Source organism: Corallococcus caeni, from assembly GCF_036245865.1.
In the GTDB taxonomy this organism is placed as follows: Bacteria; Myxococcota; Myxococcia; order Myxococcales; family Myxococcaceae; genus Corallococcus; species Corallococcus caeni.
On sequence record NZ_BTTW01000002.1, the window covers coordinates 84125 to 109368 of the forward strand.

Here is a 25244-nt window from a genome sequence, read left to right on the forward strand (position 1 = left end):
ATGGCTGCTTCGTCCAAGCCGGCGTCGCTGCTGGACCCGGCGCTGCTCAAGCCCGCCGTGTGGGAGAGCCTCAAGAAGCTCCACCCGCGCGACGTGGCCCGCAACCCGGTGATGTTCGTGGTGTGGGCCGGCAGCCTGCTCACCACCGTGTTCGTGCTCAAGGACCTCACGTCCCAGCACGAAGCCAGCGCCCCCATGTGGTTCACCGTGTCCGTGATGCTGTGGCTGTGGTTCACGGTCCTCTTCGCCAACTTCGCCGAAGCCGTGGCGGAGGGCCGGGGCAAGGCCCAGGCGAGCGCCCTGCGCCGCATGCGTCAGGACACCCAGGCCCGCCGCCTCAACGACGACGGCCAGGAGGAGCGCGTCGCGGCACCCGCCCTGCGCAAGGGCGACCGCGTGGTGTGCGAGGCCGGAGACGTCATCCCCGGTGACGGCGACGTGGTGGAGGGCATCGCCAGCGTGGACGAGTCCGCCGTCACCGGCGAGTCCGCCCCCGTCATCCGCGAGTCCGGCGGCGACCGCTCCGCCGTCACGGGCGGCACCAAGGTGCTGTCCGACCGCATCGTCATCCGCATCAGCGTGGACCCTGGCGAGTCGTTCCTCGACCGGATGATTGGCCTGGTGGAGGGCGCGGCCCGCAAGAAGACGCCCAACGAGATCGCCCTGCACATCCTGCTGGTGGGCCTCACGCTGGTGTTCCTCCTGGCGTGCGTGACGCTGGTGCCGCTGGCGCTCTACTCCGGCGTGCCGCTGTCCGGCACGGCGGTGGTGGCGCTGCTCGTGTGCCTCATCCCCACCACCATCGGTGGCCTCCTGAGCGCCATTGGCATCGCGGGCATGGACCGGCTGTTGCGCAAGAACGTGCTCGCGCTCAGCGGCCGCGCGGTGGAGGCGGCGGGGGACGTGGACACGCTGCTGCTGGACAAGACGGGCACCATCACCCTGGGCAACCGCATGGCCTCGGAGCTGCTGCCCATGCCGGGCGTGCGCATGGAGGAGCTGGCGGAGGCCGCGCAGCTCGCGAGCCTCGCGGACGAGACCCCGGAGGGCCGCTCCGTCGTGACGCTGGTGAAGGACACCTACAAGCTGCGCCCGCGCGAGCTGCGCGCGCACCAGGCCACGTTCGTCCCCTTCACCGCGCAGACGCGCATGAGCGGCTGTGACCTGGTGGACCCGCACCCCCGCAGCATCCGCAAGGGCGCGGTGGACGCCATCGTGCGGCACACGCGGGAGCAGGGCGGCAGCGTCCCGGACGCGCTGACCGAGGCCGCGGGCCGCATCGGTGACGCGGGCGGCACGCCGCTCGCCGTGGCGGACGGCGCGCGGGTGCTGGGCATCATCCACCTGAAGGACGTGGTGAAGGGCGGCATCAAGGAGCGCTTCGACCGCTTCCGCGCCATGGGCATCCGCACGGTGATGATCACCGGCGACAACCCGCGCACCGCCGCCGCCATCGCGCGCGAGGCCGGCGTGGACGACTTCCTGGCGGAGGCGACCCCGGAGGCGAAGCTCGCGCTCATCCGCGCGGAGCAGGCCAAGGGCAAGCTCGTGGCCATGACGGGCGACGGCACCAACGACGCGCCCGCGCTGGCGCAGGCGGACGTGGGCGTGGCGATGAACACCGGCACCCAGGCCGCCAAGGAGGCCGGCAACATGGTGGACCTGGACTCCAACCCCACCAAGCTGCTGGAGGTGGTGGAGGTGGGCAAGCAGTTGCTGATGACGCGCGGCACGCTGACGACGTTCTCCATCGCCAACGACGTCGCGAAGTACTTCGCCATCCTCCCGGCCCTCTTCATGGGCGTCTTCCCCCAGATTGCACCGCTCAACGTGATGGGGCTGACGTCGCCGTTCAGCGCCATCCTGTCCGCCGTCATCTTCAACGCGCTCATCATCGTGGCGCTCATCCCGCTGGCGCTGAAGGGCGTGCGCTACCGCCCGCTGGGGGCCGCCGCGCTCCTGCGCCGCAGCCTGCTCCTCTACGGCGTGGGCGGCGTCATCGTCCCGTTCGTGGGCATCAAGGTCATCGACGTGCTGCTCACCACCGTGGGCCTGGCGTGAGCACGCAAGAAAGGAACACAGCCACCATGGTCTCCGCGCTCCTCACCGCCCTGCGAGTCAGCCTCGTCACGCTGCTGCTCACGGGTGTGCTGTACCCCCTGACCGTCACCGGCGTGGCGCAGGTGCTGTTCCCCCATGAGGCCAACGGGTCGCTCGTGAAGGACGACCGGGGCCGCGTGGTGGGCAGCGCGCTCATCGCCCAGGGCTTCACTCAAGCGGGCTACTTCCAGCCGCGCCCCTCCGCCGCGGGCACGGGCTGGGACGCGACGGCCTCCGGCGGCAGCAACCTGGGGCCCACCTCCCAGAAGCTCCGTGACCGCGCCGTGGCGGAAGCGGAACGGCTGCGCCGCGAGAACCCCGAGGCCGGAGGCCCCGTCCCTGGCGAACTGGTGACAGCCTCCGCGTCCGGGTTGGATCCGCAGGTGTCGCCGGAGGCCGCGCTGTGGCAGGTTCCCCGCGTGGCGAAGGCCCGAGGCGTGGACCCGGCGCGCGTGCGGGCGTTGGTGGCGTCTCAGGTGGAGGGCCGGACGTTCGGCGTGCTGGGCGAGCCCCGGGTGAACGTGCTGACTTTGAACCTCGCGATGGACCGGCAGTTCGGCGGGGCCGCTTCCCCGCCCGCGACGCCCCTGGGCGCCGCGCAGCCCGTCTCCCCGTCCCCCTGAGGCGGGCTCCCCGGAAGAGGAGGACCCTGGCATGACGACGCGGCGACCTCGCGCGGAGGACTTCCTGGAACTGGTGGAGCGCGGCCGGCGCGGCCGGCTGAAGCTCTACATCGGCTTCGCGGCGGGCGTGGGCAAGACGTTCCGCATGCTGGAGGAGGCGCACGCGCTCAAGGCGCGCGGCGTGGACGTGGTGCTGGGGTTCATCGAAACGCATGGCCGGCGGGAGACGGAGGCGCTCGTGGCGGGGCTGGAGGCCGTGCCCCGCCAGCGCGTCAGCTACCGCGACGTCACCGTGGAGGAGATGGACCTGGACGCCGTGCTCGCGCGAAGGCCCCAGGTGGCCGTCGTGGACGAGCTGGCCCACACCAACCTGCCGGTGTGCCGCCACCGCAAGCGCTACCAGGACGTGCAGGAGCTGCTGGCCGCGGGCATCAACGTCATTGGTGCATTCAACGTGCAGCACCTGGAGAGCCTCAACGACCTGGTGGAGCGCAACACCGGCGTCACCGTGCGGGAGACGCTGCCCGACAGCTTCCTCAAGACGGCGGATCAGGTGGTGAACCTGGACCTCGCGGTGGAGGACCTGCACGAGCGCCTCAAGGCCGGGAAGATCTACGCGCCCGACAAGGTGCCGCACGCCCTGGAGCGCTTCTTCACCGGCGACAACCTCTCCACGCTGCGGGAGCTGGCGCTGCGCGAGGTGGCGGAGAGCCTGGACCGTGCCACGACGGGCAGAGAGGTTCGCGCGGGCGAGGAGCCCTCACCGAAGGGAGGCGCCTGGGGCCGCGTGCTGGTGGCCCTCTCCAGCAACCCTCCGCGCGCGGCGACGCTGCTGCGCCGCGGGTCCCGCATGGCGGGCCGGCTCAACACGGACTGGTTCGTGGTGTACGTGGAGACGCCGCGCGAGGCGCCGAACCTCATCGACGCGGAGGCGCAGCGGCACCTGCTGACGAACATCGAGAAGGCGAAGGAGCTGGGCGCGGAGGTGGTGCGCCTGCGCGCGGGCGACCCGGTGGCCGCGCTGCTGGACTTCGCCCGGTCGCACGGCGTGGGGCACATCATCATCGGCCGCTCCAACCAGGCGAAGTGGCGCCAGCGGCTGGGGATGACGGCGGACGCGCGCCTCTTGCGCGAAGGCGACGGCTTCGACATCCATGTCGTGTCCTTCGAGCCCCACGAGGAGAAGCGCCCATGACGCTGCGCTCCCGGCTGCTGCTGGCCCAGGCCCCGCTGGTGGTGGCGCTGCTGCTGCTGGGCACCACGGCCGTCGTCACCCTGGCGCGCGTGGGCCGCTCCGGCCAGCGGGTGCTGGAGGACAACTACCGCAGCGTGCTCGCCACCCAGCGCATCACCGAACAGCTGGAGCGCATGGACAGCGCGGCGCTGTTCATCATCGCGGGAGAGCGCGAGCGCGGCCTGGCCCAGCAGGCCGCGCAGCGCCCACCGCTGGAGACGGAGCTGGGCGTCCAGCTGGGCAACATCACCGAGCCTGGCGAGGCGGAGGCGACGCAGCGGCTGCGCGCCGCGTGGGTGAAGTACCGGGAAGAGTTCGACGCGTTCCTCCAGGAGCGTGACGCGGAGGCCGCGCGCACGCGCTACTTCGAGTCGCTCTCGCCGGCCTTCCAGGAGGCGAAGGCGGCCGCGTCCTCCATCCTCGCGTTGAACCAGGACGCGATGGTGCGCAAGAGCGACCGGCTGCGCCAGCAGAGCGAGCGGGTGAACACGCTGATGGCACTGGCCGTGGTGGCGGCGCTGGGCTTCGGCCTGTTCTTCACCACGTCGCTGGTGCAGCGCGCGCTGCGCCCGGTGTCCGTGCTGTCGCAGGCGGTGCGCCGCCTGGGGCAGGGCGACGTGGAGGCGCGAGCGGTGGTGGAGGGGCGGGATGAAATCGCGCAGCTCGCGCGGGACTTCAACACCATGGCGGAGCGGCTGGGGCAGTACCGCAAGAGCAGCCTGGGAGAGCTGCTCCAGGCGCAAGCCGTGTCACAGGCGGCCATCGACAGCCTGCCCGACCCCGTGCTGGTGCTGGGCGCGGACGGCGGGCTGCTCAACGTGAACGCCGCGGCGGAAGAGGTGCTGCGCCTGAGGCTGGACGAGGGCGGGGACGCGCTGGGCCGCGTGGAGCCGGAGGTGCGCGCCGTGCTGGAGCGCGTGCGAGCCCACGTCGTGGGCGGAAGGGGCGCGTACCAGCCCCGGGGCTACGAGGAGGCCGTGCGGGTGGAGGCGTCCCCGGAGGGCGGCCGGTGGCTCCTGCCGCGAGGCAGCCCGGTGCACGGCGAAACGGGAGACGTGGTGGGCGCCACGCTCATCCTACAGGACGTGACGCGGCTGCGGCGCTTCGACGAACTGAAGAACGACCTGGTGGCCACGGTGGCGCACGAGTTCCGCACGCCGCTCACGTCGCTGCGCATGGCCATCCATCTGGTGGCCGAAGGGGTCGTGGGGCAGGTGACGGAGAAGCAGGCGGACCTGCTCTTCGCGGCGCGCGAGGACTGCGAGCGATTGCAGGGCATCGTGGACGACCTGCTGGACCTGTCGCGCATCCAGTCCGGGCAGCTCCAACTGGACGTGCGGGAGGTGCGCACGGAGGAGTTGGTGGAGCACGCGCTGGCCGCGCAGCGCACGCTGGCGGAAGACCGGGGCGTGCGCCTGTCGCAATCCCTGTCACCGGACGTGGAGACAGTGCGCGTGGATCCGGACCGGCTGCACCTGGTGCTGGGAAACCTGGTGGGCAACGGCGTGAAGCACACGCCCCAGGACGGCGAGGTGTCCGTGCACGTGTCGCGCGACGGAGCCCACGTGCGCTTCGAGGTGCGAGACACCGGCGAGGGCATCCCCGCCCAGGAGCAGGCGCGCATCTTCGAGAAGTTCTACCGCGCCCCGGGCGCACCGGCGGGTGGCGCCGGCCTGGGGTTGTCCATCTCAAGGGACATCGTCCAGGCCCACGGCGGCGAGCTGGGCGTGGTGAGCACGCCAGGGCAGGGCAGCACCTTCTGGTTCACACTGCCGCAGCCCGCGGAGGCCTGAAGCGGCGTCACACCGGCGCGGACGTCTCCAGCTGACGCATCGCCTCGCGGCGCGCGTCGGACGCGGAGCGGACGATGTCCTCGCTGGACGGGCCGAACACGCCCGAGTCCATCTTGCGCAGCCGGGGCAGCACCTCGCGCTCCTCTTCGGACATGTGCTGCGCCACCACGGCCTCCAGCTGCCGCACCGTGGCGTCGCGGCGGCGCGCGTCGTGGCGGATGCGCAGCAGCTCGGAGAGCAGCTGCATCATCTCCCCGTGCTCCTCCACGGCGAAGTCGATGTGCGGCCCGTCGACGACGGTTCGCGCGACGGGGTACACCCAGCGCTCCTCGAGGGTGGTGTGCAGCGTGAGCGTTTCAGCCAGGCGCAGGCACAGCTCCGGCTTCTCTTCGTCGGGAGTGTGACGCCAGGCCTCGAAGAGTGCTTCGGCGTCGCGGTGCTGCTGGATGAGCACGTCGATGAGGTTCATGACGAGCCAGGGTCTTCATGCGCGCGCCAGGGCGCAATCCACTCGCAAGGGCGAGTGTCCCTGCACGCCTCACCCCCAGGGGTCAGGCCTGCATGCACTGGTGCACAGGCCGCGCGCGTCACGTCTCCGGCTTCGCGTCCGCTTCGTACTTCTTGCGCTTGCGCCACAGCGTCGACGCGTCGATGCCGAGCAGCCGGGCCGCCTCGTCCAGCGTCGGCGCGGAGGCCATCACCCGCAGGATGTGTTCACGCTCCACCTCTTCCAGCGTGTGCGGCCCGCCCAGGCTCACCCCCGGCCCCACCGCCGCGGCGATGCGCTCCGGGAAGGCCTGGGGTTCCAGCACGCCCGACGCGCCCACGATGAGCGCCCGCTCCAATGCGTTGCGCAGCTCGCGCACGTTGCCCGGCCATGCATAGGCCCGCAGCATCGCCTCCGTGGCGGGCGACAGCTCCGGCGCTGGACGCTGCGCGGCCTTCGCGAAGAAGGCGACGAAGCGGCGTGCCAGCGGGATGAGGTCCTCCGGCCGCTCGCGCAGGGCGGGGAGCTTCACCTCCAGGACGTTCAACCGGTACATCAGGTCCTCGCGGAAGCGTCCCTCCGCCACGTCCTTCTCCAGGTCGCGGTGCGTGGCCGCCACCACGCGCACGTCCGCCTTGCGCGTGCGTCCCTCCCCCAGCCGTTCGAACTGCTTCTCCTGGAGGAAGCGCAGCAGCTGCGCCTGGAGCGACGGGCTCATCTCCGCCACTTCATCCAGGAAGAGCGTGCCCCCTTCCGCCTGCTCCACGCGCCCCGGCTGGTCCTTCACCGCGCCCGTGAAGGCGCCGCGCGCGTGGCCGAACAGCTCGCTCGCCAGCAGCTGTTCGGACAGGGTGGGGCAGTTGATGGTGACGAACGGCCGCTTGCGCCGGGCGCTCATGAAGTGCAGCGCCCGCGCCAGCACCCCCTTGCCCGTGCCGCTCTCTCCGCGCAGCAGCACCGCCGCGTCGGACGTGGCCGCGCGCGTGATGAAGCCGATGGCCGCGTGCATGGCCGGCGACGCCGTCTCCAGCGTGGCCTCCGGCACCGCCTGCGCAAGCTGCCCCTCCAGGTCCCCCAGCTGCGAGGACAGCTCCCGCTGCGCCTTCGCGCGCTCCAGCACGTGGCGGATCTGCGCGGGGGTGAAGGGCTTGGGCAGGTAGTCGCGCGCGCCCCGCTTCACCGCCTCCACGGCCGTGTCGAACGTCGCGTAGGCGGTGATGAGGATGACGTCCAGGGCCGGTGACTCGGCGAGCAGGCGGGGCAGCAGCTCCAGCCCGGACGCGTTGCCCAGCCGCAGGTCCACGAACGCCAGGTCCGCCGGCCCCTGGGCGAGCGCGGCCAGCGCGGCCTCCGGCGTGGCGGCCTCGCGCACCTCGCAGCCCAGGCCCTCCAGACACACGCGCAGGGTGTGGCGGATGTTTCGCTCGTCGTCCACCACCAGCACCCGCATGGGGCGCTCCATCGCCTCGGCACTGGCACGCACTTCCATGGACACAGTCTAAGAGCATGCCGTGTGCCGGGCCCGTCTGTCGGATGCCGGGCGGCGCAAGTCACGGCGGGTGCATCGCATCCGGCACGGTGCGCCCCGGAAGGCGGTTGCAAGGTGCAACCCCGGACGGGCTGGTGTCTGCTGCGGCGCGGCCGTGCGGCTGGCACGCGCCATGGATGGAAGGAAGCCCATGGGCAACGAAGAGACGCCCCCGGATGAAGGGGGCGAGGACAAGAACATCTTCGCGAAGGAGCTGGCCCCGCCGCCCAGCATCTGGCTGCGCAAGGGCACCTGGCTGGCCCTGGTCTTCCTGGTGCTGGTGGGCGTCTTCATCTGGCTCCAGGGCGGGGAGAACCGCGCGCTGGAAGCCATCTCCCCCTCGCAGCGGGAAGCCCTCTTCACGGAGACCCGCGCCGAGTTCCGCCTGCTGTGCCTGGTCGACGGCGGCGCCTCGCGCTGGCCCAAGAAGTGCGCCCGGGAGGCGGACTTCCTCGTCCGTTTCCCCGAGTGTGACGACGCCTGTCGCCGCGAGGCGGGGCCCTTCCTCCCGCGTCCCTCGCGCTGAGCGTGGCACGCGGCTTGCCCTGCGCGGGGGCATGGTGGCTCCGAATCCGCGTCCTGCTCCCGTGAGGGGAGGGCTGGCCCGCCCGTGGTGGCGGGACCTGCCCGGCTGGCTGTTGTTGTGGACCCTGGCGGCGGCGGTGTTCGTCGGCACGTGCTCCGAGCGCAGGGCCCTCCATGAGACCTCCCCCCAGGCGCGGGCGGCGCTCTTCCAGCGGACCTGGGAGCACTTCCACGCCCTGTGCGAAGGCACTGGCGGCAGGGACTTCCTGTCGCGCTGCCGCGAGCAGGCCCACTTCCTCCGCGAGTTTCCAGAGTGCGAGGTCGACTGCCGCGCCCGCCTGGAGCCCTGGCGGTAGCGCGGGCGCTTTCGCACCGCATCCTGCAAGGCGCCAGCGTGCAGGATGAAACCGCCCGGAGCGGGAGTCCGGGGGATTCCCCAGCAAGAACAGGGGGTTGGCGGGCAGGAGTGGCGGCACGCGGGATGCTCTTGGAAGGGGGCGCCGGATGGAAGAACACCGGCAACCAGGAGCGAAGACACCATGGGAATCGTCGCCATCTTGAACGCGTGGGCCCCGTCGCGGAGGCCCGCGGTGCGTCGTGAGCAGGCCCAGGAGGAGGGCTCGCTCAAGGCGGTGCGCATGCTGGGGGCGCAGGGGCTGGAGGACGCCCGCCGCCAGGGCGCGCGTGCGCTGGAGAAGGCGTGGCGCTGCACCTGCTGCCGCGGCCTGCTGGCGCACGTCTTCGAGCGCGTGGGCTCCACGCTGTTCCTCGACGACGACCCGGAGGTGCTCGCGCAGTCCTTCGACGACAGCGAACGGGACCCGTTCAGCGCGCGAGTGCTCGCGGCCTGCATCGTGATGGTGGGACGCGAACGCGTGGCCGTCGCCGTCTGAGCACCGGGCCCGCGCGGACAAGGAAAGGCGAAGGAGGCATGCACATGCTTTGGATGGACTTCCTGTCGGTCCAGGCCGTCCGCCCGGCCCTGCGGGCGCGCGACAGCGCGTCGCTGCTGGGAGAGCTGGCGGAGCTGCTGGCGCCGGAGGCGGAGGTTCCCCCCGAGATCCTCGCCGGGGCGCTCCAGGCGCGCGAGCGGCTGGGCACCACGGCGATGGAGGGCGGCGTGGCCATTCCGCACTGCCGCGTGGAGGGCGCGCGGCGCATCGTCACCTGCGTGGGGTTGCACCGGGGAGGCCTGGCCTTCGGCGAACCCGAGGACGGCCTCGTACACCTCTTCGTGGGCATGGTGGCCCCGCCCGACACGGCGGGCCTGCACCTCAACGTGCTGTCGCGTATCGCGTCCCTGCTGCACGCCCCCACCCTGCGCGACGCGCTCCTCGCCACCGTCACCGCGAGTGAAGCCCACGCCCTGCTGGCGCGGGCCGAGTCCGCCCTGCACCCGCACGCCGCGGCTCCCCCGCACCGTGCCGGCCTTGGCGGCTGAAGCGCTCACCGGGGTGCTGGAATGATCGCGCCCGGCTGCCTGCCTGCCCCCTCCAGGCGAACGTGGGGCATCCTCCGCCACGGGTCCCACCTGTCAGGATGAAGTGTCCCGTATGACCCTGCGGGGCAATGCCGACTCGTTTGCAGGATATTTCAAGGGACGCGGGCTTGAGTCGGGGGGAGAGGTGTTGTCTATCCTACGTGCGCTGACGAGGCCTTGGCCGTCGGGGGCCCCGCTGGGGCCGCGGAAGGATGAGCGACAATGAGCTGGCGCAGCAGGCCCGGCGCGGGTGCACGACCGCGCTTCATCGGGATGGGTGACGTGGGCCCGCGAGGGGGTGTGTGATGGCGTTGAGGCTCAAGCAGAAGATGATGGTGCTGCCGGTGGTCGCGGCGGCGTTCCTGGTGGCCATCGTGGCGGTGACGGTGGCGCTGGGCTCGCGCACGCGGGCGGCCTCGGAGCGCATCGGCTCCAGCCTGGCGCCGTCGGTGAGTCAGGCGCAGACGTCGCGCGCGGGCTTCGCGGCGTTGCACCAGGACGTGGGCGACGCGGTGGCGCTGCACGCGGTGAAGCAGCAGACGCTGGACGCGCAGGTGGCGGAGCTCAACAAGGGGCTCGCGGCGCTGCGCGCGCTGCCGGACGTGGACGGTCCGAAGCTGGAGGCGCTGCAGGGCGCCTTCGCGCGCTACTGGCAGGAGGCGTCGCAGGTGGTGGCGCTGGCGGCCCGGAGCGACGCGGCCGCGGAGGCCGCGCTCGGGAAGCTGGAGCCCGCGTACCGCGCGGTGCATGAGGGCCTGGAGTCCGTGACGGCGCAGCAGGAGGCGTCGCAGCGCGAGGCCTTCATGGAGGTGTCGTCGCTGCACGGCACGACGCTGACGTGGGTGCTGGTGCTGTCGCTCGGGTGCATCCTGGCGCTCGCGGTGGCCACGGTGTGGCTGCTGCGCGAGGTGACGGCGCCCCTGGCGCGGCTGACGGCGACGGCGACGCGCATCGTGCGGGAGGGCAACCTGTCGCTGGCCATCGACACGAGCTCGCAGGACGAGGTGGGGGAGCTGGCGCGCAGCATCCAGACGCTGATGACGCGACTGGGCTCGGTGCCGAACACGCTGCACGCGGTGGTGACGGAGCTGACGGCGGCGGCGGCGCGGCTGAACGCGGCGAGCCACGAGCAGCTCAACTTCCTGACCAGCCAGTCGCGCAGCCTCACGGAGGCCAGCTCCACCATCGCGGAGATCGCCCAGACGTCCGGCATGGCGGCCAGCCGCGCGGAGATGGTGCTGAAGGTGGCGGCGCAGGCGGACGCGTACAGCGCCTCCGGGCAGGTGTCCATCGAGCGGAGCGCGGAGGGGTTGCAGCAGATCCGCGCGCGCGTGGGCGCGCTGGTGGGGAGCATCGGCGTGCTGTCCGAGCAGGCGGTGCACGCGGGTGAAATCATCGGCAGCGTGAAGGACCTGGCGGACCAGTCCAACGTGCTCGCGTTGAACGCGGCCATCGAGGCGGCGCGGGCGGGCGAGGAGGGCCGGGGCTTCGCGGTGGTGGCCAAGGAGATGCGGGCGCTCAGCAGCCAGTCGCTGCAGAGCACGCAGCGCATCGGGAAGATCCTCCTGGAGATCAACCAGGCCATCCGCGAGACGGTGGGCATCGCGGAGGGGGACAGCCAGAAGATGGAGGAGGGCATCGAGCAGGTGCTCGCCTCCGCGACGACGCTGAAGGACATCACCCAGGTGGTGCAGGAGAGCAGCCAGGCGGCGCGGCAGATCGTCGCCTCGGTGACGCAGCAGAACGCGGGCATCACGCAGATGACGGAAGTGGTGACGCAGCTGTCGGAGATGATGAGCGACGTGGTGATGGCCACCAGCAACGCCGAGCAGGCGGTGGGGCAGATCAACACGTCCCTGGGCAAGCTCCAGGAGCTGTCCACCGCCTTCCGCGTCTAGCCGTCCGCACGCGAAGCCAGCAGGGCCCACGGGCCGCTCCGGACGCACCGGGGCGGCCCGTCGTGCGTTGAGGGGGGACTGTCAGGAGGCGTTGTCAGGCGTAACTTGTATGCTACGCCCGGATTGGAGCCTGGAGCCCTGCCATGACCCCCACGGGATTCGACCGTTACTTCGAGAAGAAGCTCAAGCGCCCGGCCTTCGCGGAGGCGTATGCGAAGGCGCGCGCGGAGGTGGACGCGGCGGACCGGCTGATCCGCGCCCTGGACGCGCGGCGCGAGGAGGCGGGCCTCAGCAAGGCGGACCTGGCTCGCAAGGCCGAGACCCCGCCGGAGGTCGTGCGCCGCCTGTTCACGGCGCCCTCCGCGAACCCCACGCTGTCCACGGTCACGAAGCTGGCCGCCGCGCTGGGCTGCCGCCTGCAACTGGTGCCAGCACCCGAGCGCCGCAAGGCGGTGCGGCCACGGGCCCCCGCCCCCCGCGTGCGCCGCAAGTAGCCCGCGCCTCAGCCGGCCCACACGCTCCGGGGACGGCGGCGCTGGTACTCGTCCCGGAGGGCACGGACCTTCGCGTAGTCGGACTCCGAGAGCACGGTGCGGAACGCCTTCGCTCTCCCGGTCAGGAGGACGAGGCTCGGGCCGCCCAGGCCCAGCGCTTCACCCTCCCGATCCAGGAGGCAGAAGAGGCGGTAGTGACGCCGGCCCCTGCCATCCGCGCGGACTTCATTGATCCCCGCCATGGCGCCGTGCATGGCTTCCCACTTGCCTCCGCCACTGAAGGCGGGAGGCGGCGCGTCCGCCACGGCCTTCACGACGGCGAGCAGCTTCGCGCTGACCGCGTCCGGACAGGCGTCCAGGAAGTCGCGGGCAGGCACGGCGCGCGCCGGGTCGTCCTCCGGATGTCGCTGGAAGAAGTGGATGCGCCAGGGCTGGGCGTGCTTCGGGTGGGGCAGGGTGGCGTGCTCCCGTCGAGTGAACGGCGGGAGACGCTAGGCCCTACCCCTGACGTCACTCGCCCTGCATCAGGCCTGTGATGCGGCCGTCGGGGTGGACGGTGACGCGGCGGGCGGCGGGTTCGCGCGGGAGGCCCGGCATGGTGAGCAGTTCTCCGGTGAGCGCCACCAGGAAGCCCGCTCCCGCGGACAGGCGCACCTCGCGCACCGTCAGCGTGAAGCCCCGGGGCCGGCCCGTCTTGGTCGGGTCGTCCGACAAGGACAGGTGCGTCTTCGCCATGCACACCGGCAGCCCCGCGCCTCCCAGCGCCCGCGCCGTCTCCAGGTCCTTGCGCGCCCCCGCCGTGAAGGCCACGTCGTCCGCGCCGTACACCGTGCGCGCGATGGCGCGGATCTTCTCCTCCGGCGTCTGCTCCAACGCGTAGAGGAAGCGCGGCTTCGGCGGCGCCGCGTCCGTCGCGTCCAGCATCGCCAGCACCGTGTCCGCCAGCTCCAGTGAACCCTCGCCGCCCTTGCCGAACCCGTCGCATACGGCGATGCCCACGTTCCGCGCCTTCGCGAACGCGCGCAGTTCGTCCAGCTCGCTCTCCGTGTCCTGCGGGAAGCGGTTCACGCATAGCACCGCCGGCAGGCCGAACGCCGCCACCGACTCCAGGTGCTTCTCCAGGTGGCCGAAGCCCTTGAGCAGCGCCTCGCGGTCCGGCTCCGCCACCTTGTCCGCCGCCGCGCCGCCGTGGTGCTTGAGCGCCCGCAGTGTCACCACCAGCATCACGCCCCGGGGCCACACGCCCGCGCTCCGGCACTTGATGTCCAGGAACTTCTCCGCGCCCAGGTCGAAGCCGAAGCCGGCCTCCGTCACCACCTCGTCCGCGTACGCGAGCGCCAGCCGCGTGCCCACCACCGACGAACACCCGTGCGCGATGTTGCCGAACGGCCCCGCGTGCACGATGGCCGGCCCGCCCTCGCGCGTCTGCGCCAGGTTCGGCATCAGCGCGTCCTTGAGCAGCGCCACCATGGACGCCGCCGCGTTCACGTCGTTCGCGCGCACCGGCGAGCCGTCCGGCGCCTGCCCCACCACGATGCGCCCCAGCCGCGCCTCCAGGTCCTTCAGGTTCTCCGCCAGCGCGAGGATGGCCATGACCTCGCTGGCTGCGGTGATGTCGAAGGACGTCTCGCGCGGCACGCCGTGCGCCTTGCCGCCCAGTCCCACGATGACGTTGCGCAGGAACCGGTCGTTCATGTCCATCGCGCGCCGCCAGCGCACCCGCGTGCCCTCCAGCGCCACCGGGTGGCCGTAGTACACGGCGTTGTCCACCAGCGCGGACAGCAGGTTGTGCGCGCTGGTGATGGCGTGCAGGTCGCCGGTGAAGTGCAGGTTGATGTCCGCCGCCGGCTCCAGGCTCGCCTGCCCGCCGCCGGTGCCGCCGCCCTTCACGCCGAAGACGGGCCCCAGGGACGGCTCGCGCAGCGCAGCCACGGCCTTGCGGCCCCGCTTGCGCAGGCCCATGGCCAGCGCCACGGACATGGTCGTCTTGCCCTCGCCCGGGGGCGTGGGGTTGATGGCCGACACCAGGACCATGCGGCCCTGGCGCGAGCTGCGCCCCAGGGCGTCCAGGGACACCTTGGCGCGGTCGCGGCCCCAGGGGAGGACGTCTTCCGGCGCGAGACCCAGCTCGGCGCCGACTTCAGCGATGGGACGGAGCGTCATGGCGGGGGACTCTCCGCGCCCGGCTGGACGAGGTCAACGCTCGCGACACGGGGGGCAGGCAGGCGCGCGTCGACGGTTGGTTCCCTGGGAGGAGGGCGGGTGGGAGGATGCAGGCGCAGGGCGGAGCTCCGGGCGCGGGATGGAATAGGCGGCCGGGAGTTCCGTCAGGGAGAGCATCATGAACCGCATTCTCGGCATCGCATCGGTGGGGTTGGCTTCGCTGGCGCTCGGAGTGGCCCTGTGGGGGCCTGGGAAGTCGGAGGCCCCTGTCACCCAGGATGCGCCCCGCGTGCAGGACTCGACGGCGGAGGTCCGGGCGCTCCAGACGCGCGTGAAGGCGCTGGAGGAGACAGTGCAGCTGCTGTCCCGGCGGATGATGGCCTTCGAGCAGGGCGGCGGCACGGTCTCCGCGGGCACGGGCGGTCCTCCGCCCGCGGGCCTGGAGGCGGAGGTCGCGAAGCTGCGCGAGGAGCTGCGCGGCGTGATGGTGGGCGAGGCGATGACCACCGACAGCGGGCGCCAGACGCTGAAGGAGCTGATGCGCACGGTGCAGGACGAGCAGCGCACCGAGCAGCGCCAGCAGTGGCAGCAGCAGGTGGACCAGATGCGGACCCAGGCGGAGGCGGAGCGCTCCGAGCGCCTCAAGGCCTTCGTCACCAACGCGCGGCTCAACTACAGCCAGGAGCAGGCGCTGACGAAGGCGATGCAGGCGGAGGACGCGAAGCGCCAGGAGCTGACGGCGTCGATGGCGGGAGGCCGGCCGGGGCGTGACATGCGTCAGCAGATGCGCGACCTGCGCACGCAGACGGACGCGGAGATGCAGAAGGTGCTCAGCGCGGAGCAGCTGACGCAGTACCAGGAGATGCGCCGCGAGGACATGGGCGGGCGCGGTGGCGGTCCCCGAGGCGGCCCGATGGGTACCGGGGCCGGCTGGGAAGCGCGCGGCACCCCCGGGCAGTAGCGCCTTCAGCCCAGGCGCAGGACGTCTTCGACATCGAAGGCGTCCGCCAGCGCCACCAACGGAGTGCAAAGCAGCACGGGGACCCGAGAGGACGCCGCGCGAGCGGCTTGGACCCGGTCCCAGACGGCACTCGCGGACTGGACGCGGAAGCCGCGCAGGAACGCGTTCATCGTCCGTACGCCAGTGCGCCGATACACGAACGCCGCGAAGCTCCCTCAAGAGCTCCGCGGCGCGCGTGATGCTCACGGCCCGTCCGGCGGTTACTTCCCGCCGAAGATGCCTTTGAGCCGCTTCTTCGCCTCTTCCTCGGCGCGCTTCTTCGCCTTCTCCTGCTCGGCGCGGGCCTGGTCCTCCAGCTTCTTCCTCTCCTCGGCGGCGCGCGCCTCTGCTTCGGCCTTGGCCTTGTCCTGGCCGCCCGTGATGATGTCCTGCACGGCCTTGCCCTTCTCACCCAGCAGGTTGCCCGCCACGGACGCCCCCGCCAGCTTCAGGATGGTCGTCGCCGCGGGCTTCACGTCCACGCCCGTCACGTCCGGGCTCCACGCCTTGCCTCCCAGCTTCACTCCCACCGGGATGGCCTCCGTCGGCGTCACCTTGCCCACCGTCAGCGTCTTGATGGTCGCGGGCGTCAGCGACACTCCGCCCGTCAGGTTCAGCGTGCCGTCCAGCCCGATGCCGCCGTCGAAGCTCATCGCCGCCTCCGGCCGCGTCCAGGTGATGGGCTTGCTCAGCTGCGCCACGCCGTTCTTGATGGTCACGCTGAAGGGCAGGTCCCCACCCAGCGACGTCACGTCACCGCTCTTGAGCGCCTTCGCGAAGGGCAGCGCCTTGGCCAGCGGCCCCGTCACGGACGACACCAGGTCCTTGCCCAGGAACGTGCCCTCCAGCAGGTTGCCGTTGATGCCGCCCAGCAGCGTCTGCTGCAGCTTCTCCGGCGTGTAGCCCACGCCCTGCACGTCCACGTTGCCGTTGAACTTGCCCGTCAGCACCTGCTTCGGCGTGCGCGCCGCCAGCGCCTGCGCCACCTCCAGGCCCTGCACCTGCACCTTCGCCGTGAAGGGCCGGGCCTCCGGCGCGGGCCCCAGGCGGATGGTCGTCCCGTCCGCCACCACCTTGCCGCCGTAGATGCCCGTCGAGAACTTCTCCACCGTGATGAGGTCGTCCACCATCTTCACGACGCCCGTCACGTTGCTCAGGTCCATCGCCGTGTAGCGCAGCGACGCGATGGCGAACTGGATGTCACCCCGGTAGCCGTTGAAGCGATTGGCCTCCACCGGCGGCTCCGGCGGCGGCTTTCCGCCCGTGCGCGCCAGCACCTCCTGCTCGCTCATCAACAACTTCTCCGCATCCAGCCGGGCGGCCTTCACGTTCGCCTTGAACGTCGTCGTGGCCTTCTTGCCCGTGCCCGCGAGCGCCACCGTGGCGTTGCCCGTCACCGTGTCGTCCAGCGCGCCCAGGCTCATGCTGGTGACGTTCACCGTCATCCCGTTGCCCGTCTTCGCCGGCGCGTACGTGCCCGCCGCCGCGACCTCCAGCCGCTGCCCCGGCGCCTTGTTCACCAGCAGGCCCGGCCGCAGGTCCACGCCGTTCATGTCCGCCTTCGCGTCGAAGTGGAGCGCGCCGCCGCTGGCCGCCGCGCCCGTCACCTTCGCGTTCAGCTTCATCGCGCCGCCGGCTTCCTTCGTCAGCTGATCCGGCACGCGCAGCCGCACCGGCGTCAGGTCCACCGCGATGTTGAGGGCCTGCGCGTCCTGCGTGCCGCTGCCGCGCACGTCCAGGCCGATGGGGCCGGCGATCATCCCTTTGAGCTGCTTGCGCAGGGGCGGGTAGTACTCGGCGAGCACGGCCGGATCCAGGTTGCGCCCCACCAACTCGAAGCCCTCCACCGCGGGCTTGTCCGTGAGCAGCCCCTTCACCTTGCCCTTGCCCGTGATGGCCGCGGGGCCCAGGTCCAGCTTCAGCTTGTCCAGCGCCAGGTCACCCGTGGTCATGTCGCCCGTCACGTCCGTGTCGAGCACCACGTCCAGCGCCTTGCCGCCCTCCGAGCCCGCGAACTTCATCCCCAGGGCCTTGATGACGCCCACGAGCTTCGTGGGCCCCTTGCCGCCGGGCACCGCGCCGCCCAGGTCCGCCTTCCAGTCCGCGTCCAGCGTGCCCGCCTGAAGCCCCACGTCCGGGGGCAGGAACGGCCCCAGCGGCGACAGGTCGATGTGCTCCGCCTTCAGCGTCACCTGCTCCGGCGTGGGGATGAGCGTCGCCGGCAGCGGCGCTGCCGCGAGCGTCATCTTGAGGTTCTGCTTCTCCGCGAGCACCGCGGCCGCCAGGTCCACCTTCAGGGGCTGGCCCACGCGCAGGTCCTTCACCTCGATGTCCAGGTCCTTCACCGCCAGCTCGCGCGCCTGCGCGCCCGCCGCGCGGTCCACGAAGCGGATGGTGCCGTCGGTGAGCGCCGCGCGCTCCACGTGCACGCCCGACAGGTCCGTGGGCTGCGACTCCTCCTCCGGCGGCTGCTCCTTGGGCTGCTGCTCGGCCAGCTTCTCCTGGAGCCGCTGCACGTTGGTGGTGCCGTCCGCCAGGCGGATGACGTTCACGGTGAGCCCGGACGCCTCCGCGTCCCGCACGCGGATGTCCTTGCCCTTGGAGGTGAGCAGCGGCATCGCCGCCACGCTCACCGTCACGTCCTTCACCTCCGCGAGCGGCAGCTCCTCGCCCTCGGCGGGGCCCACGGTGACGTTCTGGATGCGAGCGCCCACGTAGGGAAAGAGCTTCGTGGAGACGTCGCCAATCTCGATGGGGCGCCCCAGCTTCTGCGAGTACGTCGCCGCCTGGTCGCGCGCCGTCTTCAGCAGGATGGCGTCCAGACGCCACAGCACCACCGCCACGATGGCGATCAGGAGGACGAGGATGCCTCCCAGCACATACGGCCAACGCTTCTTCTTCACAGCCGCCACGGTTCCTCCTCCGTCGGGAGAGCGGTCGAACGCTTAGCGCAGCGCCAAGGGGGCCGCACCTCCCATGCACAGAGGGAGGTTGTAAGCGTGACGGTCAACAGCCGGGGGAAAGTCATACTCCCGTCGACCCTTGCATCTAGGCACGAACGACCCACCCAGGAAGGGGTGGCCGCGTGCTTTGGGGACGCAGGAGTCCGGGAGCTTTCAAGGAATCATGGGATTGATGCGCGGGGCCTCAGAGGTCGATGACCTCCGGCTCCGTGCCGGGCACGGGCGGTGAGTCCCCCTGGCCCTCCAGCGAGAAGCCCCAGGGCGCGTACACGTTGCCGCCCGTGAAGGCGTCCACGTAGAGCACCACGGGCGTGTCCAGCCCGTCGTACGTCACCTCGAAGATGGACAGCTTCCCCTGGCCCTGGCCCTGGCCATCCACCTGGGTGAACTCGCAGCAGTCCCCCATGCGGCGCCACGCCACCGGCTGACCCTGCGGGCCGCGCAGCAGCTTGAAGTACGCCATCACGCCCTTGTCGCCCCAGCCCACCCGCACCGGGTTCTCCGGCCGGGTGCCGTAGGTCAGCGGATCCGGCCGCTTCGGCATCAGGGGCTCGGTGCGGCGCATCACCTCCTGCATGGACGTGCCCGGGGAAGCGCACGCCGTCAGGAGCAGCACCGCGGCGGGGATGAAACGGAACAGGGACATCGGGACCTCCAGCTCGGCCTTGGGAACCGCCCCAAGCTGGCGTCCGCTCCGGCTGCCGCGCATCCCCTCCTCCCGGACGGACCGTCCTTCGGGAAACGCACCCCCCAGGCCAGCGCACACGCGCAAGGTCCCGGGGGGAAGGACGGCCAGGCTCCGGCTCTCAGCTGAGCGACTTCAGGTCCAGGCCCAGCTCGTGGCGGTAGCGCTCGAAGCACCGCGCGCCCGCGGTCAGCCGCAGCAGCGCCCCTTCCGCCAGGGGTCGCGCGCACGCGGGGTTCGCCGCCACCAATGGCCGCAGCACTTCCTTGTTCCACGTCTCCGAGTGCTTCACGTCCAGCGTGGAGTGCAGCGCGTAATAGCGCCGCACGCGCATGTCGAAGCCCAGACGCTTCAGGCCCTCGTTGACGCACGCGGTGCGGCCCGGCGCCGTCTCCTCCACGATGCCCAGCGCGCCCACCGCGTGGAACGTGTAGCGGCGGTTGAACGCGAACGCGCAGAGCAGGTTCGCCAGCGCGTGCGCTTCCCACACGGTGTCCTCGTCGGTGGGCCGCAACCCCAGCTTCGCCGCCATCTCCGCGAGCATCGGCCCGTGCATCGCGTCCTCGCGCCCGCGGCCCATCTCGTCCCAGTAATTGCGCGCCAGCTCCAGCTTCGCCTGCGTGGGCAGCTGCAGCTGCGTCAGCGCCACCAGGTCGTCGAAGCCCGCTTCGCCCGCGACCTCCTGCGTGAGGAACCAGTTCATCTGCTCACGCGTGGCCTGCGTGGCCAGCCACGGGAACAGCGGATCATGCTGTCCGGGACCGGACTCCTTCAGGTCCTCGAACCACGCGATGAACCCGTCCGCGTCCTCCGGTGCCTCGGCGGCCCACGCCGCCACGCGCTGTCGCTCGGCCTCCACGTACTCGCCTTCAAGTAACCGCAACTGCGTCTCTTCCTGCACGGCTGCTCGCCAGCCCTCGGTGGGAAACCCCGGCGCCAGTCGTGCGCGGTTGAAACGCAAGAGGGTCCGGTGAAGCCGTTCAGACAGGCGTGCGTCCTCCGTCCCCGCTTCCCCAGCCACCTCGCCAAGCCCGCTCATGGTGCGCACCCTCTCTACACATCCCGGAAGGCGGGAGTGCCTTCCGGCCACATGTATGGGGATGACCTTGCACACCGGCCACATCGCTCCCGCCACCTTCGCTGTCAGTCAGGTGCGCTGTGAGAAGGACCACGTCCGCTCCCGCGACTGCGCGTATCAGGTCGCCTGGAACATCAACCCGCATATGAAGCCCGGCGCCGTCGCGTGGCGCCGCGCCTGCACCCAGCACCGCGAGTTCCTGCGCACCCTGCGCAAGGCGGGCGGGACCTTCTTCGAGCTGCCCTTCGTCCACGGCGCGTTCGACTCCGTATTCGCCAAGGACAACGCGGTGCTCGTCTCCCAGGAGGGCGAGCTGCGCGCGCTGCTCGCCACCATGCGCCATGGCCAGCGCCGCAACGAGCAGCTCGCCAGGGCCCGGTGGCTCTCCGCGCGCGGCTTCGACGTCATCGAGCCTCCGCGCGTGCACATCGAAGGGGGCGACGTGGCCATGCTGCCCGCGGGCCGGGGCGCCCTCTTGGGCTGGGGCATGCGGTCCACGCAGCGCGCCGCGGGCGTGCTGGAGGCCTTCCTCTCCGCGCCCGTGACGCCGCTGGAGCTGTGCGACCCGTACCTCTACCACCTGGACACCGCGCTCACCGTGCTGTCCGACGGCACCGCGCTGGTGTGCCCGGAGGCCTTCACGCCGGAGTCCCTGCGGATGCTGGCGCGCACGGAGGGCATCCAGCAGGTGGTTCCCATCGCGCGCGAGGACGCGCTCGCGTTCGGGCTCAACCTGGTGGAGGTGGGCAACACCGTCATCATCGGCGCGCGCGTGCCTCGCGTGGAGGCGGTGCTGCGCGGCCTGGGGCGCAGGCCCGTCAGCGTGCGGTTGGATCAGTTCCACCTGGCCGGGGGCAGCGCGGCGTGCCTGGTGGCGCGGGTGCACACGCTGCCGCCCATGAACGCCCAGCGCTTTCGCGAGGAGCAGCAGCAGGACGAGGCCCAGCAGCTCTCCGCGTGACAGGCATTGAAAGACGAAGACCTCCCCGGGCGACTGGAGCGCGCGGGGAGGTCCGGGGTGAAGCGGGGGGAAGGACTGTCAGGACTGCTGTTCGCTGGAGGCTTCCGGCGCGCTCAGCCCTTCGGCGCTCCAGAAGCGGCGCGGGTGGCCGTCGCCACGGGTGCCGCCGGAGAGCTTGTCCACCCAGGGGTACTTCACCGCCTCTTCCGCCGTGTAGCCCAGGTTGAAGACGGTGGGGCTCTTGGGCTTGTCGGACGCCTTCTCGTACAGCGTGCCGAACAGGCGGTCCCAGAAGTAGTTCGTGATGCCGTAGTTGCCCTGCTCGTTGTGGAAGTGGTGGGACATGTGCAGCCGCTTGATGTCCTTCAGCCACTTCTGCTGCGGGGCGTAGTTGAGGTGCTGGATGCAGTGGCAGAACTCGTAGAAGCACGTGGTCACCATGCCCCAGCCCAGCGCCGCCGCCGCGCCGGACCGGCCGCCGATGAGGTAGCCGATGGGCGTGAGCACCAGCGCGATGGTGGGCAGCGTGGTGTGCAGCGCGCCGAAGAGCACGCGCAGGTCGTGCGGGTCCTGGTGGTGGTCGAAGTGGATGCGCTTCCACGTCACCGCCGTCGCCGCGGACTTGTAGAGGAAGCGACCGTGCAGGATGTACCGGTGGATGAGGTACCAGCCGAACGGGTACGCCACCGTGGCCACCAGCACCGCCGCGGCCATGCGCGCCGGGGCCTCGAACCACTTCACCGACAGCACGATGCAGGTGATGCCGATGAGGATGTAGGCGACGACGGCGTAGTAGGTGAAGAACGAATAGACCAGGTCGCGCAACGACATCCGGTCCAGGTTGTGTTTCCGGTTCAGGAAAGAGACCGCCACGGGGATTCCCTCACTGTTCGCTCCAGCGCGGGTCCCGGTCAGCCGGGGTGCGCGGGGCTCGAAGGCTTGCTCGCATCCCGGCCCTTGGGGTGATGCGGGGGTTCCTGAGCTATCAGTCCAGCTGCCCTTTGGCCCAGGAACGGTGGGGTCCTCTTAGCGCCTTCCTGGAGGCGTTGAGAAGCTCCACTGTTGCCGCGCACCTACATTGTCCGGCTGCCTGGCCTCCATCCGACCCGGGGCCAGACTTCCGTGCCGGGGGCACAAACCCCACCTTTCCGCCCACACGCGAGCGATCGCACGAGGGGGCAGACAGATGGCGCGCAAGGCACAGGGACCACAGGACACCGGGAACCAGGCGGGCGGGCGGCCCGCGCGGCGCAAGACGACGCCCCGGAAGAAGGCGGGCACGGCGAACGCCAGCGAGGGGCGCCTGGAGCTGCGCCGGGACATCGCGGAGTACCGCGCCGCCGCGGAGGCCCAGGCGGACGTCGTGCGCGAGCGCATCAACGCCGCGCTGGAGGTCAGCCGCCGCACCCGCGAGGAGATCGAGCAGCGCATCGCCAGCGAGCTGCACACCCCGCGCGTCACCGCCGCGAAGAAGGCCGCCCCGGCGCGCAAGCGCACCCGCGCCTCCACCCGCGCGTCGGCGAAGTAGGGCGCCGTGGGCCCTGGAGCCTCCTAGGAGCGGAGCGCGGGGACGCGCGCGGCCTGCGCCGCCCCCTCCGCGCCGGAGGACTCCAGGTCCAGGGCGGAGAGCTTGTCCGCGAGGGCCTGGACCCGGTCGCCGCTTCCTCCGAGGGGGGACGCGCCCCGGGCCCCGATGAAGCACACGCGAGCGCGCTCCAGCAGGGCCACCTGGGCGTGCAGCTGCGCGAGGAGGCGCTCCTGGCGGCGTGACAGCGCGTCCAGGTGGTTGAGCTCCTCACCCAGCGACGCGGCGGCGCGCTCCAACTGGCGCCGGGCCACGCCGTCCTGCGCGTCCTGGGCGCGCTTCTTCAATTCCTGCACCTGCGAGTCCACGCTCCCCTGAGACGCGGCGGCGAGCTGGGCCTCCAGCTCCGTGTGGGACTCCGCCAGCGTGAAGGCGTCCCGGGCCAGCTTGCCGAGCACGGCCTGGAGCTTCTCCCGGCCCGGGCCCGTGGCCAGCTTGTGCGCCTCTTCCAGGCTCTGGCGGTAGAGCGTGAGCGCCCGGGCCACCAGCCCGCGCACCTCGCCGGTGAGCGTGGCCTCCAGGCGCATGCCCCGGGTGGCCACCGCGTCCAGGTCCATGGCCAGGTTCGCCGGCAGCGTGCCGATGCTCCAGAACAGCGCCACCACCGCGTAGTCCACCAGCAGCGGGAAGTAGCCCCGGGCCGGCAGGAAGCGCGCGTCGAGCACGTCCTGCACGTACAGCCCCAGCGCCGTGGTGACGGCGGCGGCCCCGGCGCACAGCGCGATCTGCGCGGGGGTGCCCACGCTGTCGCGCCCGTTGCCCCGCCACGCCAGCAGGCCCGCGGCGAGCGCGCCCGCCACCGCGTGTTGCCAGGACGACGGCAGTCCCAGCACATAGGGCAGGGCGGGCAGCAGCACCATCGCCGCGCGCACCAGGGCGTTCTCCGCCGCCTTCGGCTTCACCGCGGTGACGGCCGCCGCCATCAGCGCGAAGTAGCCCGGATCCACCGGGACGCGCAGCACCTGCCGCGCCACGCCGGCCACCATCGCCATGGCCCCGGCGCCCACGAGCGCGGACAGGCAGCGCGACTCGAAGTCCTCCCGCCGGATGAGTTGGATGGAGAGCGACATGGCGCACCGTTCCGTACGTCGGGAGTGACTAGTAGGAGTTGCTCTGCCCGAAGTTCTTCATCGTCTTCTTCTTGAGCGCCATGGACGCATCCCGCACGTCCGCGTCGCTCCGGGCGTTCCCATAGGCTGCCTGGGTCTGGTCCACGTCCGCAAGCTCCCCCGAGAGCGCGGCCGCCGAGGTGCCGAAGAGTCGACGCGCGTTGCCCAGCAGGTCGAGCGCGCCCGTGCGGTCGCCGCTCTTCATCGCCTCCGCGGCCGCTTGCAGCTGCTGCGTGCCCAGCGCGCGGATGGCGTGGACGCGCACGTCGCGGTCCAGGTTCGCGTGCACCACCTGGACGTCGTCCGTCACCTTCGCGCCCAGGGCCAGCGTCACCTGCGACGGCTGGTTGGCCGTCACGTCCACGTACGCCACCGCGGCGTCCAGCACGTTCATGTCCTTCGCGTCCGAGGGCGCGTCCAGCGTCAGCTTCACCACCACGCGCGCGGACTGGCCGCCCGTCAGGTCGTAGAGGGGGATGCGCACGGTGTTGCCCTCGCGCGTGGACGGCAGGCCCATCACCTCCACGCCGCTCACGCCGGGCGGCAGCGTCAGCGTCAGGCTCACGTTGCGAGCGACGGTGCTGGCGGCCTGCTCCAGCTCGCGGGTGAAGATGGTGGCCAGCTGCGAGGAGTCGCTGATGAAGCCGGAGAAGCCGCCGCCGCGCTCGGCCATGCCGCGCATCAGCGTGTCGTTGAAGCCGGTCCCCACGCCCAGCGCGCTCACGGTGATGCCCGTCTCGCGGATCCTCCCCACCTCGGAGAAGAGCCCGTTGTTGGACGTCACGCCCTCGGTGGGCTCGCCGTCGCTCAGCAGGATGGCGCGCGTCACCCGGTAGTCGCTGGCGTACGCGCGCACCGCCTCCGCGCCCGCCACCAGCCCGCCGCTCATGTTCGTGCCGCCGTTCACCTGGATGGCTTCGATGGTGCCCAGGAGCTCGCGGCGCGTGGTTTCGTCAATCTTCACGCTGGGCACCACCGTCACGTCGGAGCCGTAGTGCACCAGCGCCAGCCGGTCGCCCTCGCGCAGCTGCCGCACCAGCTCCTGGGCCGCGCGCTTCGCGTCCGCCAGCTTGCCGCCATCCATGGACCCGGAGCGGTCCACCACCAGCGCCAGGTTCACCGGCACGCGCTGGGTCTTCTCCGGCAGGCGCGCGGACAGCTCGAACACCGCGAAGGCCTCACCCGGCCCCGCCTTCACGTAGGCGCCGGACAGCTTGCCCGTGAGCTCCACCGTGCCGGCGTTGCCGGAAGCGGGCCGGCCCAGCACGACGGGCAGCACCCCGTTGACGGGCGTCTCATCCGGCTGCACCACGGTGTGGGTCCGGTCCAGGGCCCCCGGGGTGGGCGTGCTCCGGCGCGTGTGCCCGTTGGGGAGCGTGTTGCCCATGGGCGGGTGCGACGAGGTCTTCGCGAAGAGCGAACGCGCGTCGAGCGCGAGCGCGCCCAGGAACAGCAGGCCAGCAAGGGACAGCAGCAGTTTGGTGCGGTTCATGCGCGGCGGACCTTCCCCCAAGGGGTGCGAGCGGACGAGCACACGC

24 protein-coding genes are annotated in these 25244 nt (G+C 71.6%); 13 read left to right on the plus strand and 11 right to left on the minus strand.

The genetic code is table 11. The features are described from left to right. From kdpB to AABA78_RS08355, 4 genes are read left to right on the plus strand one after another with little or no spacing between them, the layout of a single operon-like run. Positions 1–2061 (plus strand): potassium-transporting ATPase subunit KdpB, encoded by a 2061-nt coding sequence (gene kdpB / locus AABA78_RS08340; RefSeq protein WP_338262452.1) that lies wholly within the window; start codon positions 1–3, stop codon positions 2059–2061. 26 nt (positions 2062–2087) lie between these two features. Continuing rightward, positions 2088–2723 carry a potassium-transporting ATPase subunit KdpC gene (kdpC, locus tag AABA78_RS08345; protein ID WP_338262453.1) on the plus strand — a complete coding sequence of 212 codons (636 nt, stop codon included), beginning with the start codon at positions 2088–2090 and terminating at the stop codon, positions 2721–2723. Positions 2724–2754: 31 nt separating this feature from the next. Then, positions 2755–3918: a sensor protein KdpD gene (locus tag AABA78_RS08350; protein ID WP_120527320.1), complete on the plus strand. Its 1164-nt coding sequence runs from the start codon at positions 2755–2757 to the stop codon at positions 3916–3918. Next, a complete protein-coding gene (locus AABA78_RS08355) occupies positions 3915–5750 on the plus strand; it encodes a HAMP domain-containing sensor histidine kinase (RefSeq protein WP_338262454.1) in 1836 nt (611 codons plus the stop codon). Before AABA78_RS08350 ends, AABA78_RS08355 begins: the two co-directional genes overlap by 4 nt. 7 nt (positions 5751–5757) lie before the next feature. Here the strand turns inward: AABA78_RS08355 and AABA78_RS08360 are convergent, their stop codons facing one another. Both AABA78_RS08360 and AABA78_RS08365 read right to left on the minus strand, forming a co-directional pair. Then, positions 5758–6219 carry a hemerythrin domain-containing protein gene (locus AABA78_RS08360; protein ID WP_338262455.1) on the minus strand — a complete coding sequence of 154 codons (462 nt, stop codon included), beginning with the start codon at positions 6217–6219 and terminating at the stop codon, positions 5758–5760. Positions 6220–6337: 118 nt separating this feature from the next. Then, positions 6338–7687, minus strand: coding sequence for a sigma-54-dependent transcriptional regulator (locus tag AABA78_RS08365; RefSeq protein WP_167497724.1), 1350 nt, complete (start codon positions 7685–7687; stop codon positions 6338–6340). A 229-nt stretch (positions 7688–7916) separates the two neighbouring features. Here AABA78_RS08365 and AABA78_RS08370 point away from each other — a divergent pair, with 229 nt between their 5' ends. From AABA78_RS08370 to AABA78_RS08395, 6 genes are all read left to right on the plus strand, one after another. Next, entirely contained in the window at positions 7917–8291 is a 375-nt protein-coding gene (locus tag AABA78_RS08370; RefSeq protein ID WP_338262456.1) for a hypothetical protein, read from the plus strand. Positions 8292–8322: 31 nt separating this feature from the next. Beyond that, positions 8323–8646 carry a hypothetical protein gene (locus AABA78_RS08375; protein ID WP_338262457.1) on the plus strand — a complete coding sequence of 108 codons (324 nt, stop codon included), beginning with the start codon at positions 8323–8325 and terminating at the stop codon, positions 8644–8646. Positions 8647–8829: 183 nt separating this feature from the next. After that, positions 8830–9183 carry a hypothetical protein gene (locus AABA78_RS08380; RefSeq protein ID WP_338262458.1) on the plus strand — a complete coding sequence of 118 codons (354 nt, stop codon included), beginning with the start codon at positions 8830–8832 and terminating at the stop codon, positions 9181–9183. Between the two features lie 44 nt (positions 9184–9227). Further along, the gene (locus tag AABA78_RS08385; RefSeq protein WP_338262459.1) at positions 9228–9731 is read left to right on the plus strand and encodes a PTS sugar transporter subunit IIA; all 504 of its coding nucleotides are present in this window, start codon (positions 9228–9230) and stop codon (positions 9729–9731) included. Between the two features lie 344 nt (positions 9732–10075). After that, positions 10076–11668, plus strand: coding sequence for a methyl-accepting chemotaxis protein (locus AABA78_RS08390; RefSeq protein WP_338262460.1), 1593 nt, complete (start codon positions 10076–10078; stop codon positions 11666–11668). 143 nt (positions 11669–11811) lie between these two features. Continuing rightward, positions 11812–12162: a helix-turn-helix domain-containing transcriptional regulator gene (locus tag AABA78_RS08395; protein ID WP_338262461.1), complete on the plus strand. Its 351-nt coding sequence runs from the start codon at positions 11812–11814 to the stop codon at positions 12160–12162. A gap of 8 nt (positions 12163–12170) precedes the next feature. Here the strand turns inward: AABA78_RS08395 and AABA78_RS08400 are convergent, their stop codons facing one another. Next, on the minus strand, positions 12171–12539 hold the full coding sequence (locus AABA78_RS08400) for a hypothetical protein (protein ID WP_338262462.1): 369 nt from the start codon (positions 12537–12539) through the stop codon (positions 12171–12173). A gap of 133 nt (positions 12540–12672) precedes the next feature. Then, complete coding sequence (locus tag AABA78_RS08405) at positions 12673–14325, minus strand: formate--tetrahydrofolate ligase (RefSeq protein WP_338262463.1); 1653 nt, start codon at positions 14323–14325, stop codon at positions 12673–12675. A 178-nt stretch (positions 14326–14503) separates the two neighbouring features. Here AABA78_RS08405 and AABA78_RS08410 point away from each other — a divergent pair, with 178 nt between their 5' ends. Further along, a complete protein-coding gene (locus tag AABA78_RS08410; RefSeq protein WP_338262464.1) occupies positions 14504–15286 on the plus strand; it encodes a hypothetical protein in 783 nt (260 codons plus the stop codon). 5 nt (positions 15287–15291) lie between these two features. Here the strand turns inward: AABA78_RS08410 and AABA78_RS08415 are convergent, their stop codons facing one another. The 4 genes from AABA78_RS08415 to AABA78_RS08430 form a co-directional block, all read right to left on the minus strand. Beyond that, positions 15292–15456, minus strand: a complete 165-nt coding sequence (locus tag AABA78_RS08415; RefSeq protein WP_338262465.1) for a hypothetical protein — start codon at positions 15454–15456, stop codon at positions 15292–15294. A 90-nt stretch (positions 15457–15546) separates the two neighbouring features. After that, the gene (locus tag AABA78_RS08420) at positions 15547–18237 is read right to left on the minus strand and encodes an AsmA family protein (RefSeq protein ID WP_338262466.1); all 2691 of its coding nucleotides are present in this window, start codon (positions 18235–18237) and stop codon (positions 15547–15549) included. 235 nt (positions 18238–18472) lie between these two features. After that, complete coding sequence (locus tag AABA78_RS08425) at positions 18473–18934, minus strand: fibril protein (protein WP_338262467.1); 462 nt, start codon at positions 18932–18934, stop codon at positions 18473–18475. Between the two features lie 160 nt (positions 18935–19094). Then, positions 19095–19874 (minus strand): iron-containing redox enzyme family protein, encoded by a 780-nt coding sequence (locus AABA78_RS08430; RefSeq protein ID WP_338262468.1) that lies wholly within the window; start codon positions 19872–19874, stop codon positions 19095–19097. A gap of 199 nt (positions 19875–20073) precedes the next feature. Here AABA78_RS08430 and AABA78_RS08435 point away from each other — a divergent pair, with 199 nt between their 5' ends. After that, positions 20074–21012 (plus strand): dimethylarginine dimethylaminohydrolase family protein, encoded by a 939-nt coding sequence (locus AABA78_RS08435; RefSeq protein ID WP_338262469.1) that lies wholly within the window; start codon positions 20074–20076, stop codon positions 21010–21012. Between the two features lie 78 nt (positions 21013–21090). Here AABA78_RS08435 and AABA78_RS08440 read toward each other — a convergent pair whose 3' ends face one another. Then, positions 21091–21843 (minus strand): sterol desaturase family protein, encoded by a 753-nt coding sequence (locus AABA78_RS08440; RefSeq protein ID WP_171412617.1) that lies wholly within the window; start codon positions 21841–21843, stop codon positions 21091–21093. A 355-nt stretch (positions 21844–22198) separates the two neighbouring features. Here AABA78_RS08440 and AABA78_RS08445 point away from each other — a divergent pair, with 355 nt between their 5' ends. Further along, entirely contained in the window at positions 22199–22540 is a 342-nt protein-coding gene (locus AABA78_RS08445) for a hypothetical protein (RefSeq protein WP_338262470.1), read from the plus strand. 23 nt (positions 22541–22563) lie between these two features. Here AABA78_RS08445 and AABA78_RS08450 read toward each other — a convergent pair whose 3' ends face one another. Together AABA78_RS08450 and AABA78_RS08455 are read right to left on the minus strand one after the other, a co-directional pair. After that, complete coding sequence (locus AABA78_RS08450; protein ID WP_338262471.1) at positions 22564–23667, minus strand: hypothetical protein; 1104 nt, start codon at positions 23665–23667, stop codon at positions 22564–22566. 28 nt (positions 23668–23695) lie between these two features. Beyond that, entirely contained in the window at positions 23696–25198 is a 1503-nt protein-coding gene (locus tag AABA78_RS08455; protein ID WP_338262472.1) for a vWA domain-containing protein, read from the minus strand. Positions 25199–25244: the final 46 nt, after the last annotated feature.

Excerpts from the sequence above, each read along its gene's own strand:
- AABA78_RS08415 (WP_338262465.1), bottom strand. The coding sequence starts at position 15,456 with ATGAACGCGTTCCTGCGCGGCTTCCGCGTCCAGTCCGCGAGTGCCGTC.
- AABA78_RS08455 (WP_338262472.1), bottom strand. The coding sequence starts at position 25,198 with ATGAACCGCACCAAACTGCTGCTGTCCCTTGCTGGCCTGCTGTTCCTG.
- AABA78_RS08375 (WP_338262457.1), top strand. The coding sequence starts at position 8,323 with ATGGTGGCTCCGAATCCGCGTCCTGCTCCCGTGAGGGGAGGGCTGGCC.
- AABA78_RS08370 (WP_338262456.1), top strand. The coding sequence starts at position 7,917 with ATGGGCAACGAAGAGACGCCCCCGGATGAAGGGGGCGAGGACAAGAAC.
- AABA78_RS08350 (WP_120527320.1), top strand. The coding sequence starts at position 2,755 with ATGACGACGCGGCGACCTCGCGCGGAGGACTTCCTGGAACTGGTGGAG.
- AABA78_RS08360 (WP_338262455.1), bottom strand. The coding sequence starts at position 6,219 with ATGAACCTCATCGACGTGCTCATCCAGCAGCACCGCGACGCCGAAGCA.
- AABA78_RS08405 (WP_338262463.1), bottom strand. The coding sequence starts at position 14,325 with ATGACGCTCCGTCCCATCGCTGAAGTCGGCGCCGAGCTGGGTCTCGCG.
- AABA78_RS08425 (WP_338262467.1), bottom strand. The coding sequence starts at position 18,934 with ATGTCCCTGTTCCGTTTCATCCCCGCCGCGGTGCTGCTCCTGACGGCG.
- AABA78_RS08435 (WP_338262469.1), top strand. The coding sequence starts at position 20,074 with ATGACCTTGCACACCGGCCACATCGCTCCCGCCACCTTCGCTGTCAGT.
- kdpB (WP_338262452.1), top strand. The coding sequence starts at position 1 with ATGGCTGCTTCGTCCAAGCCGGCGTCGCTGCTGGACCCGGCGCTGCTC.
- AABA78_RS08380 (WP_338262458.1), top strand. The coding sequence starts at position 8,830 with ATGGGAATCGTCGCCATCTTGAACGCGTGGGCCCCGTCGCGGAGGCCC.
- AABA78_RS08440 (WP_171412617.1), bottom strand. The coding sequence starts at position 21,843 with ATGTCGTTGCGCGACCTGGTCTATTCGTTCTTCACCTACTACGCCGTC.
- AABA78_RS08385 (WP_338262459.1), top strand. The coding sequence starts at position 9,228 with ATGCTTTGGATGGACTTCCTGTCGGTCCAGGCCGTCCGCCCGGCCCTG.
- AABA78_RS08365 (WP_167497724.1), bottom strand. The coding sequence starts at position 7,687 with ATGCGGGTGCTGGTGGTGGACGACGAGCGAAACATCCGCCACACCCTG.
- AABA78_RS08410 (WP_338262464.1), top strand. The coding sequence starts at position 14,504 with ATGAACCGCATTCTCGGCATCGCATCGGTGGGGTTGGCTTCGCTGGCG.
- AABA78_RS08390 (WP_338262460.1), top strand. The coding sequence starts at position 10,076 with ATGGCGTTGAGGCTCAAGCAGAAGATGATGGTGCTGCCGGTGGTCGCG.
- kdpC (WP_338262453.1), top strand. The coding sequence starts at position 2,088 with ATGGTCTCCGCGCTCCTCACCGCCCTGCGAGTCAGCCTCGTCACGCTG.
- AABA78_RS08355 (WP_338262454.1), top strand. The coding sequence starts at position 3,915 with ATGACGCTGCGCTCCCGGCTGCTGCTGGCCCAGGCCCCGCTGGTGGTG.
- AABA78_RS08395 (WP_338262461.1), top strand. The coding sequence starts at position 11,812 with ATGACCCCCACGGGATTCGACCGTTACTTCGAGAAGAAGCTCAAGCGC.
- AABA78_RS08445 (WP_338262470.1), top strand. The coding sequence starts at position 22,199 with ATGGCGCGCAAGGCACAGGGACCACAGGACACCGGGAACCAGGCGGGC.
- AABA78_RS08450 (WP_338262471.1), bottom strand. The coding sequence starts at position 23,667 with ATGTCGCTCTCCATCCAACTCATCCGGCGGGAGGACTTCGAGTCGCGC.